Here is a 16,644-nt window from a genome sequence, read left to right as displayed (position 1 = left end):
AAGCGGAGAGAGCGATGAGCGAGTCCCCGGAGAAGTACGTCGAGGCGCTGCGGTCGTCCCTCAAGGAGATCGACCGGCTCCGCAAGCAGAACGAGCAGCTGGTCGCCGGCACGGCGGAGCCGATCGCCGTCGTCGGGATCGGCTGCCGGTACCCCGGCGGGGTCGGCTCCGCCGAGGACCTGTGGGAGCTCATCGCGTCCGGTCGCGACGTCGTCGGGCCGTTCCCGACCGACCGCGGCTGGGACCTGGAGCGGCTCGCCGCCGGGGAGAGCCTCGCCCGGGAGGGCGGGTTCGTCGACGACGTCGCCGGGTTCGACGCCGGGTTCTTCGGCATCTCCCCGCGCGAGGCCGTCGCGATGGACCCGCAGCAGCGGATCCTGCTGGAGGTCACCTGGGAGGCGCTCGAGCGGGCCGGGATCGACCCGACGACGCTGCGCGGCGGGGACACCGGCGTGTTCGTCGGCACCGCGGGGCAGAACTACGGCGACGTCATCCGGGACGCCTCCGACGACGTCGAGGTCTACGCGACGACCGGGCACGCCGCCAGCGTGCTGTCCGGACGGGTGTCCTACCTGCTCGGGCTGGAGGGCCCCGCCGTCTCGGTGGACACGGCGTGCTCGTCGTCGCTGGTCGCGCTGCACCAGGCGGTGCAGGCGCTGCGCGGCGGCGAGTGCTCGATGGCGCTGTCCGGCGGCGTGTCCGTGATGGCCACGCCCGGCCCGTTCACGGCGTTCACCGCGCAGAGCGGCCTTGCCGCGGACGGCCGCAGCAAGTCCTTCTCCGACGACGCCGACGGCACCGGCTGGGCGGAAGGCGCCGGCCTGCTCGTGCTGATGCGGCTGTCCGACGCGCAGCGCGACGGCCGCGACGTGCTCGCCGTGCTCCGCGGCACCGCGATCAACTCCGACGGCGCGTCCAACGGGCTCACCGCACCCAACGGCCCCGCCCAGCAGCGCGTCATCCGCGCCGCACTGCGGAACGCGCACCTGACCACCGGCGACGTCGACGCCGTCGAGGCGCACGGCACCGGCACCAGCCTCGGTGACCCGATCGAGGCGCAGGCCCTGCTCGCCACGTACGGGCAGGACCGCGAGCGCCCGCTGCTGCTCGGGTCGATCAAGTCCAACATGGGCCACGCGCAGGCCGCGTCCGGCGTCGGCGGCGTGATCAAGATGATCATGGCGATGCGGCACGGCGTGCTGCCACCGACCCTGCACGCCGACGTCCCGTCCACCGACGTCGACTGGAGCGCCGGGTCGGTCGAGCTGCTCACCTCGGGTGCCACCTGGCCGGACACCGGCCGCCCCCGGCGGTCGGCGGTCTCGTCGTTCGGCGTCAGCGGCACGAACGCGCACGTGATCGTCGAGCAGGCGCCGGTCGCCGCCCCGTCGGAGACCGCGCCGCAGCCCCCGGCCGTGATCCCGTGGGCGCTGTCCGCCCGCACGGCCACGGCGCTGGACGGGCTGCGGGAGCGCCTCGCGCCCGACGGCTCCGCGCTGGACGTCGGGTACTCGCTCGCGACCGGGCGGGCGACGTTCGAGCACCGCGCGGTCCTGTTGTGCGAGAACGGGGACGAGCCCGTCGAGGTGGCCCGTGGTGTCGCCGGGGAGGGCCTGACGGCGCTGCTGTTCTCCGGGCAGGGTTCCCAACGACTCGGCGCCGGACGGGAGCTGCACGCCCGGTTCCCGGCGTTCGCCTCGGCGTTCGACGAGGTCGCCGCACTGCTCGACGCGCACACCGACACCCCGCTGGCCGACGTGCTCTGGGGCGACGACGCCGCGCTCCTGGACGAGACGGGCTGGGCGCAGCCCGCGCTGTTCGCCGTCGAGGTCGCGCTGTACCGGCTGGTCGCCTCGCTCGGGCTCGTGCCGGACATGGTCGGCGGGCACTCGATCGGCGAGATCGCCGCCGCCCACGTCGCCGGCGTGCTGTCCCTCGAGGACGCCTGCGCGCTCGTCGCGGCCCGTGCCCGGCTGATGCAGGCGCTGCCGCGCGGCGGCGCCATGCTCGCGGTCGCGGCAGGCGAGGACGAGGTCACCCCGCACCTGACCGGCGACGTCGCGATCGCGGCCGTGAACGGCCCGTCGTCGGTCGTGGTGTCCGGGTCCGAGGACGCCGTCGCCGCGATCGGGTCGCGCCTCTCCGACCGCCGGACGCGGCGGCTGTCGGTGTCGCACGCGTTCCACTCGCCGTTGATGGACCCGATGCTCGACGAGTTCCGGTCCGTCGCCGAGGGCCTCACGTACGCCGAGCCGACCGTCCCGGTGATCTCCAACCTGACCGGCGCCGTCGCCGACGTCGCGGACCTGTGCTCCGCCGACTACTGGGTGCGGCACGTGCGCGGCACCGTCCGGTTCGCCGACGGCGTCGCCGCGCTCGTCGGGCGGGGCGTCACGACTCTCGTCGAGCTCGGCCCGGACGGCGTGCTGTCCGGCATGGCGCAGGAGTCGCTGACCGGCGACGTCGCGGCGATCCCGGTGCTGCGCAAGGACCGCGACGAGGAGCAGTCGCTGCTCACCGGGCTGGCGCAGGCGCACGTGCGCGGCGCCACCGTCACCTGGGCCCGACTGTTCGACGACACCGGAGCGCGTCGCGTCTACCTGCCGACCTACCCGTTCGAGCACCGGCGCTACTGGCCCACCCCGGCCGGGGCCGGACGCGACGTGGCCGCCGCCGGTCTCGCCGCGGCCGACCACCCGCTGCTCGGCGCCGCTGTCGACCTCGCCGACGACGGTGGTGCGCTGTTCACCAGCCGCCTGTCCGTGCGCTCGCACCCGTGGCTCGCCGACCACGGCGTGCAGGGCCGGGTCCTGTTGCCCGGCACCGCGTTCGTCGAGCTGGCCGTGCGTGCCGGTGACGAGGTGGACTGCGACCGCGTCGAGGAGCTGACGCTCGCCGCGCCGCTCGTGCTACCGGAGCGCGGTGGCGTGCGGCTGCAGGTCCGGGTCGGTGCCGCCGATGAGCGCGGCCGGCGGACGCTGGGCATCTGGTCGCGGCCCGACGACGGCGACGGCCTGCCATGGGCGCAGCACGCCACCGGCATCCTCGGCTCCGGTCCGTCCACCGCGGACACGTTCGATGCCACGGTGTGGCCGCCCGTCGGTGCGGAGCCGGTCGATCTGGACGGCTGCTACGACCGCCTGTCCGGCATCGGTTTCGACTACGGCCCGGTGTTCCGCGGGCTGCGCGCGGCGTGGCGGGGCGAGGGCTCCGACGGGGCCGAGGTGTTCGCCGAGGTCGCGCTCCCTCCCGACTGCGGGACCGAGCCGGCCGAGTTCGGGCTGCACCCCGCACTGCTCGACGCCGCGCAGCACGCCGCCGCCTACGCCGACCTCGGTGCGATCAGCCGCGGCGGTCTGCCGTTCGCCTGGGAGGGCGTGCGCCTGGCCGCGTCCGGCGCCACGACCGTCCGCGCGCGGATCGCGGCGACCGGCGACGACACGGTCGCCATCGGTGTCTACGACCCGGCCGGCGGCCCGGTGCTGACCGTGGAGTCGTTGGTCTCCCGCGAGGTCCCCGCCGGTGTCGCCGAGACAGCGGCCGCGCACCGCGACTCGTTGTTCCGCCAGGACTGGGTCGCGCTGGGGGAGCGCCCGACCGGCGTTCCCGACGCGGTCGCCGTGATCGGCGACGTCGGCACCGGTATCCGGCAGGGTGTCGCGACGGCGGCGGGTCGACGGGACCACCTCACCGCGCCGGCCGACGCCCTGCGCGACTCGGCTGTGGCCGTGACCCACCACGACGACCTGACCACTCTGGCCGACGGCGACCAGCCGGTCCCCGAACTGGTCCTGGCCGAGGTGCCGACCGACGGGCCGCTGCCGGGTGCGACCACGGCCCGGACTCTGGAGCTCGTCCAGCAGTGGCTGGCCGACGACCGGTTCGCCGCGTCCCGGCTGGTGCTCGTCACCCGTGGCGCCACCGACGGCACCGACCCGGTCGGCGCCGCCACCCACGGCCTCGTCCGCACCGCCCGCACGGAGAACCCCGGCCGCCTGGTGCTGCTGGACCTGCCGGGAGGCGCCGGCCCGGCCACCGCTACGGGCTCCGGGTCCGGCGCCGCGTCCGCTGATGATCAGCAGACGGGTCCGGATCGAGGCGAGTTCCCGCCCCGATCCGGACACGACCGTCGATCTTCGGGCGCTGGGGCCGGTTCGGCTCCGGGCGGCGCCTCGTCGGAGGGCGCGACCCCCGGGGATGCGGTCCCGACCGGAAAGGGCTCCGACGGCCCGACCAGCGCTCGTCTCACCGGGTCCGGGTCCGGGTCCGGCGATGATCAGCAGACGGATCCGGATCGAGGCGAGTTCCCGCCCTCATCCGGACCGGACCGTCGATCTTCCGGTGCGGATGCGGGAGCGGCGCCCGACCGGACCGCGACCGACGCTGCCCGAACCGGTGCCGCTGCGGCCGGCGCCGCCGCCGAGGACGCCGCCGGGGCCGATGCCGCCGGGATCACCGCCGACGCGCTGCTCACCGCGCTGGCCGCCTGCTCCGACGAGCCCGACCTGGCGATCCGCGGCGGCGACGTGCTCGTCCCGCGCCTGACCCGCGTCCGGCCCGACGCCGGGCCGGTCACCTGGAACCCCGACGGCACGGTCCTGATCACCGGCGGCACCGGAGGGCTCGGCGGTGTGCTGGCCCGCCACCTCGTCGTCGACCACGGCGTGCGGAACCTGCTGCTCACCAGCCGTCGGGGCCCCGACGCGCCCGGCGCCGCTGAGCTGCGCGACGAGCTGACCGGAGCCGGAGCCGACGTCACCGTCGCGGCCTGCGACGTCGCCGACCGGGATGCGCTGGCGACCCTCCTGGACGGCGTGCCGGACCTGACCGCCGTCGTGCACACGGCGGGCGTCGTCGACGACGGCGTGGTCGGCTCGATCACCCCGGAGCGGCTCGACACCGTGCTGCGGCCCAAGGCGGACGCCGCGTGGCACCTGCACGAGCTCACCCGCGACCGCGAGCTGGACGCGTTCGTCCTGTTCTCCTCCGTCGCCGCGACGTTCGGCAGCCCCGGCCAGGCCAACTACGCCGCCGGCAACGCGTTCCTGGACGCACTGGCCGCGCACCGCCACGCCGCGGGCCTGCCCGCGACGTCGATGGCGTGGGGCCCGTGGAGCAGCGACGCCGGCATGACCGGCTCGCTGTCCGACGTGGACGCCGAGCGGGTCGCCCGCTCCGGGATGCCGCCGCTGTCCGCCGAGCAGGGCGTCGCGCTGTTCGACGCCGCGCTCGCTGCCGGCCCGCCGGCGCTCGCGACCGTCCGCCTGGACCTGGCCGCCCTGCGCGCCCGCGGCGACGTCGCACCGCTGCTGCGCGGTCTGATCCGCACCCCCGCCCGCCGCGCGGCGGCGCAGGTCACCGAGACCGCCGACGGGCTCGCGGGCCGTCTCGCCGGACTCGACGCCGACGCCCGTCGCGAGGCCCTGCTCGACCTCGTGCGCGAGCGGATCGCGACCGTGCTCGGGTTCGCCGACCCGGCCCAGGTGGAGGCCGGGCGCCAGTTCCAGGACCTCGGCTTCGACTCGCTGACCGCCGTCGAGCTGCGCAACGGCCTGAACGCGGCGACCGGCCTGCGGCTGCCGGCGACCATGGTGTTCGACTACCCGACCCCGAACGCGCTCGCCGAGCACCTGCGCGACGAGCTGCTCGGAGGTGACGCGGCCGGGATCGTCCCGGCCACCGCCGTCCCCGCGACGGCCCGGACCGGGGACGACCCGATCGTCGTCGTCGGCATGGCCTGCCGGTACCCGGGTGGCGTGTCCTCGCCGGAAGACCTGTGGCGCATGGTCTCCGACGGCGTCGACGCCACCGGCCCGTTCCCGACCGACCGCGGCTGGGACCTCGACGGCATCTACGACCCGGACCCCGACCGCCCCGGCCACACGCACGTGACGTCCGGCGGGTTCCTGCACGGCGCCGGCTGGTTCGACGCGGACTTCTTCGGCATGAGCCCCCGCGAGGCGCTGGCCACCGACTCCCAGCAACGGCTGCTCCTGGAGACGTCGTGGGAGGCCTTCGAGCGCGCCGGGATCGACCCGGTGTCGTTGCGCGGCAGCAGCACCGGCGTGTTCGCCGGCGTCATGTACAACGACTACGGCCCGACCGTCGCCGGCGACGAGTACGAGCCGTTGCGCGGCAACGGGAGCGCGCCCAGCGTCGCGTCCGGCCGGGTCGCCTACACGCTCGGGCTGGAGGGCCCCGCCGTCACGGTGGACACGGCGTGCTCGTCGTCGCTGGTCTCGATGCACCTCGCCGCTCAGGCGCTGCGGGCGGGGGAGTGCTCGCTGGCGCTGGCCGGTGGCGTGACCGTGATGTCCACGCCCAGCACGTTCGTCGAGTTCTCCCGCCAGCGCGGGCTGGCCCCGGACGGCCGGTCGAAGGCGTTCGCGGAGGCCGCCGACGGCGTCGCGTGGTCCGAGGGCGTCGGGGTGCTCGTGCTGGAACGCCGCTCGGACGCGCTGCGCCACGGCCACCGCATCGTCGCGACGCTGCGCGGGTCGGCGATCAACTCCGACGGCGCGTCCAACGGGCTGACGGCGCCGAACGGCCCGTCGCAGCAGCGCGTGATCCGCCAGGCGCTGGCCAGCGCCGGACTGTCCACGTCGGACGTCGACGCCGTCGAGGCGCACGGCACCGGCACGACGCTGGGCGACCCGATCGAGGCCCAGGCGCTGATCGCGACGTACGGCCGGGACCGTGAGCGGCCGCTGCTGCTCGGCTCGGTGAAGTCGAACATGGGGCACACGCAGGCCGCGGCCGGTGTGGCCGGCGTGATCAAGATGATCATGGCGATGGAGCACGGCGTGCTGCCGGCCACGCTGCACGTGGACGCGCCGTCGTCGCACGTGGACTGGTCGGACGGCACCGTCGAGCTGCTGACCGGGGCGACCGCGTGGCCGGAGGTCGGGCGCGCCCGTCGTGCCGCCGTGTCGTCGTTCGGGATCAGCGGGACGAACGCGCACGTCGTGATCGAGCAGGGCGAGCCGGCCCCGGACGCGGCCGAGGTCCGCGTCGAGCTGCCGGTCGTCCCGTGGGTGCTGTCCGCGGGATCCCCTGCCGCGCTGCGCGACCAGGCCGCCCGCCTGCTCGCCCGCACCGAGCAGGACACCGCGCTGCGCCCGGCCGACGTCGGCTGGTCGCTGCTCACGTCGCGCGCCGCGTTCGAGCACCGCACCGCAGTCGTCGGCGACGGGCCGGAGGACCGGCTGCGCGCCCTCGCGGCACTGGCCGCGGGCGAGACCGACCCGGCGGCCGTCACGGGCACGGTCGTCCCCGGCCGGACGGCGTTCCTGTTCTCCGGTCAGGGTTCCCAGCGGACCGGGATGGGCCGGGAGCTGTACGCGCGGTTCCCGGTGTTCGCGTCGGCGTTCGACGAGGTCGTCGCGGCGCTGGAGCTGCCGGATCTGGTCGAGGTGATCGAGGAAGGCTCGGGCCGTCTCGACGAGACCGGGTGGACCCAGCCCGCGCTGTTCGCGCTGGAGGTGGCGCTGTTCCGGCTGGTGGAGTCGTGGGGGGTCAGGCCGGAGTTCGTGGGTGGGCACTCGATCGGGGAGATCGTGGCGGCGCACGTGGCGGGCGTGTTCTCGCTGGAGGACGCGGCCCGTCTGGTGGCGGCGCGTGCCCGGCTGATGCAGGCGCTGCCGTCGGGCGGCGCGATGCTCGCGGTGCAGGCGACCGAGGAGGAGATCGCACTGCACCTGACGGGCGAGGTGTCGATCGCCGCGGTCAACGGACCGGGCTCGGTCGTGGTGTCCGGCACCGAGGACGCCGTCGCCGCGATCGAGGAGTGCTTCTCGGGCAGGCGGACCCGGCGCCTCGACGTGTCCCACGCGTTCCACTCGCCGCTGATGGACCCGATGCTCGACGGGTTCCGCGCGGTCGCCGGGTCCCTGAGCTACGCCGAGCCGTCGATCCCGGTCGTGTCCAACGTGACCGGTGCGGTCGCGGAGGCCGGGCAGCTGGGCGACCCGGAGTACTGGGTGCGGCACGTCCGGGAGGCGGTCCGGTTCGGCGACGGCGTCGCCGCGCTCGAGCAGCGCGGCGTCACCACGTTCCTGGAGCTGGGACCGCGCGGCGTGCTGTCCGCCATGGCACCGGAGTCGCTCACCGGCGCCGCGACCACGATCCCGCTGCTGCGCGGCGACCGCCCCGAGGGCCAGGCCGTCGTGGCCGCGATCGCCGCCGTGCACGTCCGCGGCGTGGACGTCGACTGGACCGCCGTGTTCGACGGCACCGGTGCCGTTCGCGTCGACCTGCCCACCTACGCGTTCCAGCACCGCTGGTTCTGGCCGGCTGCCCGGACCGCGAGCGACGGGGACGTCCGCTCCGCCGGCCTGGGCGCCGCCGGGCACCCGCTGCTCGGCGCCGCCGTCACGTTCCCGGACGGCGAGGGCGCGCTGTGCACCGGACGGCTGAGCGTCGCGGCCCAGCCATGGCTGGCCGACCACACCGTGCACGGCACCGTCGTGCTGCCCGGCACCGCGCTCCTCGAACTCGCCGTCCGCGTCGGTGACGAGGTGGGCTGCGCGCACGTCGAGGAGCTCACGCTGGCCGCACCGCTCGTGCCGGCCGGGCGGGACGCGGTGGCCGTGCAGGTCCGGGCCGGTGCCGCCGACGGGACCGGGCGTCGGCCGATCACCATCCACTCGCGACCCGACGGCGACCTCGCCGACGCGCCGTGGACGCTGCACGCCACCGGAACCCTGGCCACGGTCGCACCGGATGCGCCCGCGTTCGACACGACCACCTGGCCGCCGTCCGGCGCCGAGGCGCTGGACACCGACGGCTGCTACGACCGCTTCTCCGCCGACGGGCTCGGCTACGGCCCCGCGTTCCAGGGCCTGACCGCCGCGTGGCGGGACGGCGACACCGTGTACGCCGACGTCGCCCTGCCGGAGGACGCCGACGCCACCGGTTTCGGCCTGCACCCGGCGCTGCTCGACGCCGCCCTGCACGCCGCGCTGCTCGCCGGGCTCGGCTCCGGCCTCCCGTTCTCGTGGGAGGACGTCACGCTGCACGCCACCGGCGCCACCGCGCTGCGGGTGCGGATCGCCCCGGACGGCCCGGACGGGGATGGCCTCGCCGTCACGGCCGCCGACCCGTCCGGCCACCCGGTCGCGACGGTACGACGACTGCTCGCCCGGCCCGTGGACCCGGCGGGCCCCGACACCGTCGGCGCGATCACCCGGGACGCCCTGTTCGAGCTGACCTGGACCCCGGTCGCCCTGCCGGACACGGTTTCCGGGGATGCCCCCGAGCTCGTCGTGCTCGCCGGCGCAGACGGCGCAGACGGCGCAGACGGTGCGGACGGCCTGGTCGCCGCGCTGCCGGGGGAGATCCGCCGGATCGACGCCATGCCGGGCATCGACGTGAACCCGGCCGTCGTCCTGGTGCCGGCCGCCGGAGGCGACGGCACCCCGGAGGGTGTCCGCACCCGCGCCGCCGGCGCGCTGTCGCTGGTGCAGCAGTGGCTCGCCGACGACCGTCCGGCCGGCTCGCGGCTCGTGTTCGTCACGAGCGGAGCGGTCGCGGTGGACGACGACGCGGTCACCGACCCCGGCGCCGCTGCGGTGTGGGGCCTGGTCCGCTCCGCGCAGACCGAGCACCCCGGTGCGTTCGGGCTGATCGACCTGGGCTCCGGGACCGCGTCCCCCGAGATGCTCGCCGGCGCGGTCACGCTCGACGAACCGCAGCTCGTCCTGCGCGGCGGGCAGGTCCGCGCGGCCCGCCTCGCCCGCGCCGCGGTCGACCAGGCGGGCCGCATCCCGACCGCAACCACGGCCGACCGCGCCGAGGACGCCGACGGCACCGGCCGCACCCGCGGAGCCGATCACGACGACTGCGCCGGCTCAGACCGCGCCACGGGGACGACGTCGCCGTGGACGGCCGACGGCACCGTGCTGATCACCGGCGGCACCGGCGGGCTGGGTGGGGTCGTCGCCCGGCACCTCGTCGTCGCGCACGGCGTGCGGAACCTGGTCCTCACCAGCCGCTCCGGAGCCGAGGCCCCCGGCGCCACCGAGCTCGTCACGGAGCTCGAGGGGCTCGGCGCCACCGTCACGGCCGCGGCCTGCGACGTCACCGACTCCGAGGCCGTCGCCACCGTGGTCACCGAGCACGAGCCGACCGCCGTGATCCACACCGCAGGCGTCCTCGACGACGGCGTGGTCGGCTCGCTCACGCCGGACCGCCTGGACGCCGTGCTGCGGCCCAAGGTGGACGGCGCCGCGAACCTGCACGCCGCCACCCGCGACCGCGACCTGGACGCGTTCGTCCTGTTCTCCTCCGCGGCCGGCGTGTTCGGCAGCGCTGGCCAGTCCAACTACGCGGCCGGCAACGCGTTCCTGGACGCGCTCGCCGCCGCCCGGCGGGCCGACGGCCTGCCCGGCGTGTCGCTGGCCTGGGGCGCCTGGGACCAGGGTGCCGGCATGACGGCCGGTCTCGACGAGCGCGACGTCCGCCGTGCCGCCGGGTCCGGGATGCCGCTGCTGACCGTCGAGCAGGGCCTGGCGCTGTTCGACGCGGCCCTGTCGGCAGGCCGGGCCGCGCTGGTCCCGGCGCGTCTCGACCTCGCCGCGCTGCGTGGCCACGATCCGCTGCCCGCGCTGCTGCGTGGCCTGGTCACGGCGCCGCGCCGCGCGGCGGCCGGTGCCGCGACGGCCGATCCGGATCTCGTCGCCCGCCTCGGTGGGCTCGACGGCGCCGCCCGTCACGACGCGTTGGTGGACGTCGTGCGGGGGAGCGCCGCGCTCGTGCTCGGGCACGCGTCCGGTGCCGACATCGACGCCGACCGCGCGTTCGGCGACCTCGGGTTCGACTCGCTGACCGCCGTCGAGCTGCGCAACAAGCTCTCCGCCGCGACCGGCCTGCGCCTGTCCGCGACGATGATCTTCGACCACCCGACGCTGTCCGCATTGGCCGGCCACCTGCGCGACGAGCTGTTCGGCGCGGACTCCGAGGTGATCGTCCCCGCCGGACCGACGCCGTCGACGGACGACCCGATCGTGATCGTCGGCATGGCCTGCCGCTACCCGGGCGGCGTCGCGTCCCCGGAGGACCTGTGGCGCCTCGTCGACGACGGCGCCGACGCGATCACCGAGTTCCCGACCGGCCGTGGCTGGGACGTCGACGCGCTCTACGACCCGGACCCGGAGCACGTCGGAACCAGCTACACGCGCCACGGCGGGTTCCTGCACGACGCGGGCGAGTTCGACGCCGCGTTCTTCGGGATGAGCCCCCGGGAGGCGACCGCCACGGACGCGCAGCAGCGGTTGCTGCTGGAGTCGTCGTGGGAGGCGGTGGAGCGGGCCGGGATCGATCCGGTGTCGTTGCGCGGCAGCGCGACCGGTGTGTTCGCCGGCGTAATGTACGGGGACTACTCGTCGCTGCTGGACGGCGACGACGCGTACGAGGGCTTCTCCGGCCAGGGCAGCGCCGGCAGCGTCGCGTCCGGCCGGGTCGCCTACACGCTGGGCCTGGAGGGGCCGGCCGTCACGGTGGACACGGCGTGCTCGTCGTCGCTGGTCGCGATGCACTGGGCCGTGCAGGCGCTGCGCTCCGGGGAGTGCTCGCTGGCACTGGCCGGCGGCGTCACGGTGATGGCCACGCCCGCCACGTTCGTCGAGTTCTCCCGGCAGGGCGGCCTCGCCGCCGACGGCCGGTCGAAGCCGTTCGCGGACGGCGCGGACGGTGTCGGCTGGGCCGAGGGCGTCGGCATGCTCGTGCTGGAGCGCCGCTCGGACGCCGAGCGGAACGGGCACGAGATCCTGGCCGTGCTGCGCGGGTCCGCGGTGAACCAGGATGGTGCGTCGAACGGGCTGACGGCGCCGAACGGCCCGTCGCAGCAGCGGGTGATCCGCCAGGCTCTGGCCGCCGCGGGTCTGTCCACGGCGGACGTCGACGCGGTGGAGGCGCATGGCACCGGTACGACGCTGGGTGACCCGATCGAGGCTCAGGCCCTGATCGCGACGTATGGCGTGGACCGGGAGCGGCCGCTGCTGCTGGGGTCGGTGAAGTCGAACATCGGGCACACGCAGGCTGCCGCCGGTGTGGCGGGTGTGATCAAGATGGTCGAGGCGATGCGGCGCGGGACGCTGCCGCGGACCTTGCATGTGGACGCGCCGTCGTCGCACGTGGACTGGTCGGACGGCACGGTCGAGCTGCTCACCGGGCAGGCCGACTGGCCGGAGACCGGACGGGCCCGCCGGGCGGGCGTGAGCTCGTTCGGGATCTCCGGCACGAACGCCCACGTGATCCTGGAGCAGGGCGTCCCGGCCGCCGCCGCCTCCGTGGCGGAGGACGACGGCCCGGCGGCGTGGGTGCTGTCCGGCAGGTCGTCCGACGCGCTCCGGGCCCAGGCCGCCCGGCTGCGGGAGTTCCTGGACGAGCGGCCCGAGCTCGGGACGGCCGACGTCGGCCACTCGCTGGCCACGACGCGCTCCGCGTTCGACCACCGCGCCGTCGTGCTCGCCGACGACCGCGCCGGGATCGACCGCGCCCTGACCGCTCTCGCCGCCGGCGAGCCGGACGTCGGGATCGTCACGGGCCGCACCAGGCCCGGCAAGCGGGCCGTGCTGTTCACCGGCCAGGGCTCGCAGCGCACCGGGATGGGCCGCGAGCTGTACGCGCGGTTCCCGGTGTTCGCGTCCGCGTTCGACGCGGCCGTGGCGGCGCTGGGGCTGCCGGACCTGGTCGAGGTGATCGAGGACGGCTCCGGCCGCCTCGACGAGACCGGGTGGACCCAGCCCGCGCTGTTCGCGCTCGAGGTCGCGCTCTACCGGCTCGTCGAGTCGTGGGGTGTCACGCCCGACGTCGTGGGCGGCCACTCGATCGGCGAGATCTCCGCGGCCCACGTGGCCGGCGTGCTGGACCTGCAGGACGCGGCCCGCCTGGTCGCGGCCCGCGCCCGCCTGATGCAGGCGCTGCCCGCCGGCGGCGCGATGCTGGCCGTCCAGGCGACCGAGGACGAGGTCACCCCCCATCTCACGGGCGAGGTGTCGGTCGCGGCGGTCAACGGGCCGGCGTCGGTCGTCGTGTCCGGTGCCGCGGACGCCGTCGCGGGCGTCGAGTCCGAGTTCCGTGAGCAGGGCAGGCGGACCCGGCAGCTGGCGGTGTCGCACGCGTTCCACTCGCCGCTGATGGACCCGATGCTCGACGAGTTCCGCGCCGTCGCCGACGGTCTGTCCTATGCGGACCCGGTGATCCCGGTGGTGTCCAACGTGACCGGTGCGATCGCCGGGCACGGTGAGCTGTCCGACCCGGGGTACTGGGTGCGCCATGTCCGCGAGGCCGTCCGGTTCGGCGACGGCGTCGCCGCGCTGGAGGCCGATGGCGTCTCGACGTTCCTGGAGCTCGGGCCGGACGGCACGCTGTCCGCGATGGCCCGCGAGACGGCGCCCGATGCGGAGACGATCCCGCTGCTGCGCGCGGACCGCGACGAGCCCACCGCGGCGCTGACCGCACTGGGCCGGATGCACGTCTCCGGCGTGCACGTCGACTGGTCCTCGTTCCACGCGGGCGGGCGCCGGATCGCGCTGCCCACGTACGCGTTCCGGCACTCCACGTACTGGCCCACCGGCGCCCGGCCCGGCGCCGGGGCGGCTGCGCTCGGCCTCGCCGCCACCGGCCACCCGATCCTGCACGGTGCCGTCGAGCTCGCCGAGGGCGAGGGCGTCGTCTGCACCGGACGGCTGTCGCTCGCCACGCACCCGTGGCTGGCCGACCACGCCGTGCACGGCACCGTGCTCGTCCCCGGCACGGCGCTGCTGGAGATGGCGTTCCGCGCAGGCGACGAGGTCGGCTGCGACCGCGTCGAGGAGCTCACGCTGGCCGCGCCGCTCGTCGTGCCGGACCACGGGGCCGTCCGCACCCAGGTCCGGGTCGGCGTCGCAGGCGACGACGGGCGACGCACGGTCACGATCCACTCCCGTGCCGACGGCGGGACCGACGCGTCCTGGACGCAGCACGCCACCGGCCTGCTGTCCACGCAGGACATCCCGGCCCCGGAGTTCGACGCGACGGCGTGGCCGCCGCCCGGTGCCCGCGAGCTGGACACCGACGGCTGCTACGACCGCTTCGCCGACGCCGGCTTCGCGTACGGCACGGTGTTCCGCGGGCTGCGTTCGGCCTGGCAGGACGGCGACGTCCTCTACGCCGAGGTCGTCCTGCCGCAGGGCGCGGGCGAGGACGCCGCCGCGTTCGGCCTGCACCCGGCCCTGCTGGACGCGTCGCTGCACGCCGCGATGCTGACCGGCGACGACAGCGGTCTCCCGTTCTCCTGGGAGGGCGCCACGCTGCACGCGACCGGCGCCACCGCACTGCGCGTCCGGCTCACCCGGGCCGCCGACGGCTCCGTCGCCATCGCCGCCGCGGACACCGCCGGCCGCCCGGTCGCCTCCGTCGACACGCTCGCCGTCCGCCCGGTGTCCGGCGAGCAGCTGGGCGCCGCACGTTCCGCCGGAGGTGCCGGCGATGCGCTGTTCCGGGTCGACTGGACCCCCGTCACGGAGATGCCGGACGTGCCGGACGACGCGACGGTCGCCGTGCTCGGCGACGACCCGACCGGTGTCGCGGCCGACCTCACCGCGGCCGGTGCCGCCGTCACCCGGCCGTCCGACCTGGACGCGGTGGTCGCGGCCGGCCTCCCGGCCGTCGTCGTCGTCCCGCTGTGCGGCGACGACCCCACCGACCTCCGCCGGGCCCCGGGCGACGGTCCGGCCGCCGCGCCCGACCCTGCCGCCGCGGCACGCACGCTCACCGCGAGCGTGCTGGAGCTGCTGCAGGACTGGACCTCCCGCGACGACCTCGACGGGACGCGGCTCGCCGTCGTGACCCGTGGCGCCGTCGCGGCGGCCGACCACCCGGTCACCGACGTCGCGGCCGCGGCCGTGCACGGCCTCGTCCGCTCCGCGCAGTCCGAGTTCCCGGGCACGATCGTGCTCGTCGACCGCGACCCGGCCGGCACCGACCCGGCCGCCCCGGCCCCCGCCGCGGCGGACGGCGGTGACCCGGAGTCGGCCGCGCGCGGGCACCTCCTGCACTCCGCGCTGCACTCCGCACCGCACACCGGCGAGCCGCAGGTCGCGCTGCGCGACGGAGCCGTGCTCGCCGCCCGGCTCGCCCGCGTCGACGCGTCCACCGCGATCGTCCCGCCGGCCGGCACGCCGTGGCGGATCGACGCCACCACGCCCGGCAGCCTCGACGGGCTCGCCGCCGTCCCGTACCCGGAGGCCGGCGCACCGCTGACCGGCCACCAGGTGCGCGTCGCGATCCGCGCCGCGGGCCTCAACTTCCGCGACGTGCTCAAGGCGCTCGACATGTACCCCGGCGACGCCGGGCGGTTCGGGCACGAGGGCGCGGGCGTCGTCGTCGACGTCGGACCGGACGTCACCGGTCTCGCCCCCGGTGACCGCGTGTTCGGCATGGTGTCCGGCAGCCTCGGTGACCTCGCCGTCGACGACGCCCGCCGCCTGGCCCACCTGCCCGACGGCTGGGACTGGGAGACCGCGGCGTCGATCCCGCTCGTGTTCCTCACCGCGTGGCACGCGCTGCGCGAGCTCGGCGACGTGCGGCCCGGCGAGAAGGTGCTGGTGCACGCCGGTGCCGGCGGCGTCGGCATGGCCGCGATCCAGATCGCGCGCCACCTCGGCGCCGAGGTGTTCGCGACGGCGAGCGATGCCAAGTGGGACGTCCTGCGCGGGCTCGGCGTCGCCGACGACCACATCGCGTCGTCGCGCACGCTCGACTTCGAGGAGACGTTCGCGGCCCACGGCCCCCTGGACGTCGTGCTGAACTCGCTGGCGGGCGACTTCGTCGACGCGTCGATGCGGCTGCTCGACGGGCACGGCCGGTTCCTGGAGATGGGCAAGACCGACATCCGCGACGCCGACGACACCCCGGACGGCGTCGCCTACCAGGCGTTCGACCTCGCCTGGGTGGAGCCGGACGCGGTCGGCGCGATGCTGTCCACGCTCATGGGCCTGTTCGACGACGGCGCCCTGACCCCGCTGCCCGTCCGGACGTGGGACGTCCGGCACGCCCGCGACGCGTTCCGCTTCATGAGCATGGCGCGCCACGTCGGCAAGATCGTGCTCACGCTGCCGCGCCCGTGGAGCACCGACGGGACGGTGCTGGTCACCGGCGGTACCGGTGGCCTCGGCGGGGTCGTCGCCCGGCACCTGGTCACCGCGCACGGCGTCCGGAACCTGCTGCTGACCAGCCGCTCCGGTGCCGCCGCGTCCGGCGCGGCCGAGCTCGTCGCCGAGCTGGAGGAGCTCGGCGCCGACGTCACGGTCGCCGCGTGCGACGTCGCCGACGCCGCCGCCGTCACCGAGCTGGTCGCCGAGCACGAGCCGACCGCGGTGATCCACACCGCCGGAGTGCTCGACGACGGTGTGCTCGCCTCGCTCACCCCGGACCGCCTGGACACCGTGCTGGCGCCCAAGGTGGACGGTGCGTGGAACCTGCACGCCGCCACCCGCGACCGGGACCTGGACGCGTTCGTGCTGTTCTCCTCCGTCGCCGGTGTGTTCGGCGGCGCCGGGCAGGCGAACTACGCGGCGGGCAACGCGTTCCTCGACGCGCTCGCCGCGGCCCGTCGGGCCGAGGGGCTGCCGGGCACGTCGCTGGCGTGGGGTGCCTGGGACC

General features: G+C 76.0%; 1 protein-coding gene (only partly in view). It reads left to right on the top strand.

All coding sequences use genetic code 11. From position 1 onward, the window contains the following. Positions 1-14: 14 nt before the first annotated feature. A protein-coding gene (locus EV378_RS01335; protein ID WP_132420937.1) for a type I polyketide synthase crosses the window boundary here: on the top strand, positions 15-16,644 show its 5' portion. It continues 16,340 nt past the right edge of the window; 16,630 of the gene's 32,970 nt are visible here — the first part of the coding sequence; it begins with the start codon at positions 15-17; its stop codon lies off the right edge, out of view.

The organism is Pseudonocardia endophytica, assembly GCF_004339565.1.
Taxonomy (GTDB): domain Bacteria; phylum Actinomycetota; class Actinomycetes; order Mycobacteriales; family Pseudonocardiaceae; genus Pseudonocardia; species Pseudonocardia endophytica.
This window is presented reverse-complemented; position numbering and strand designations above follow the sequence as displayed.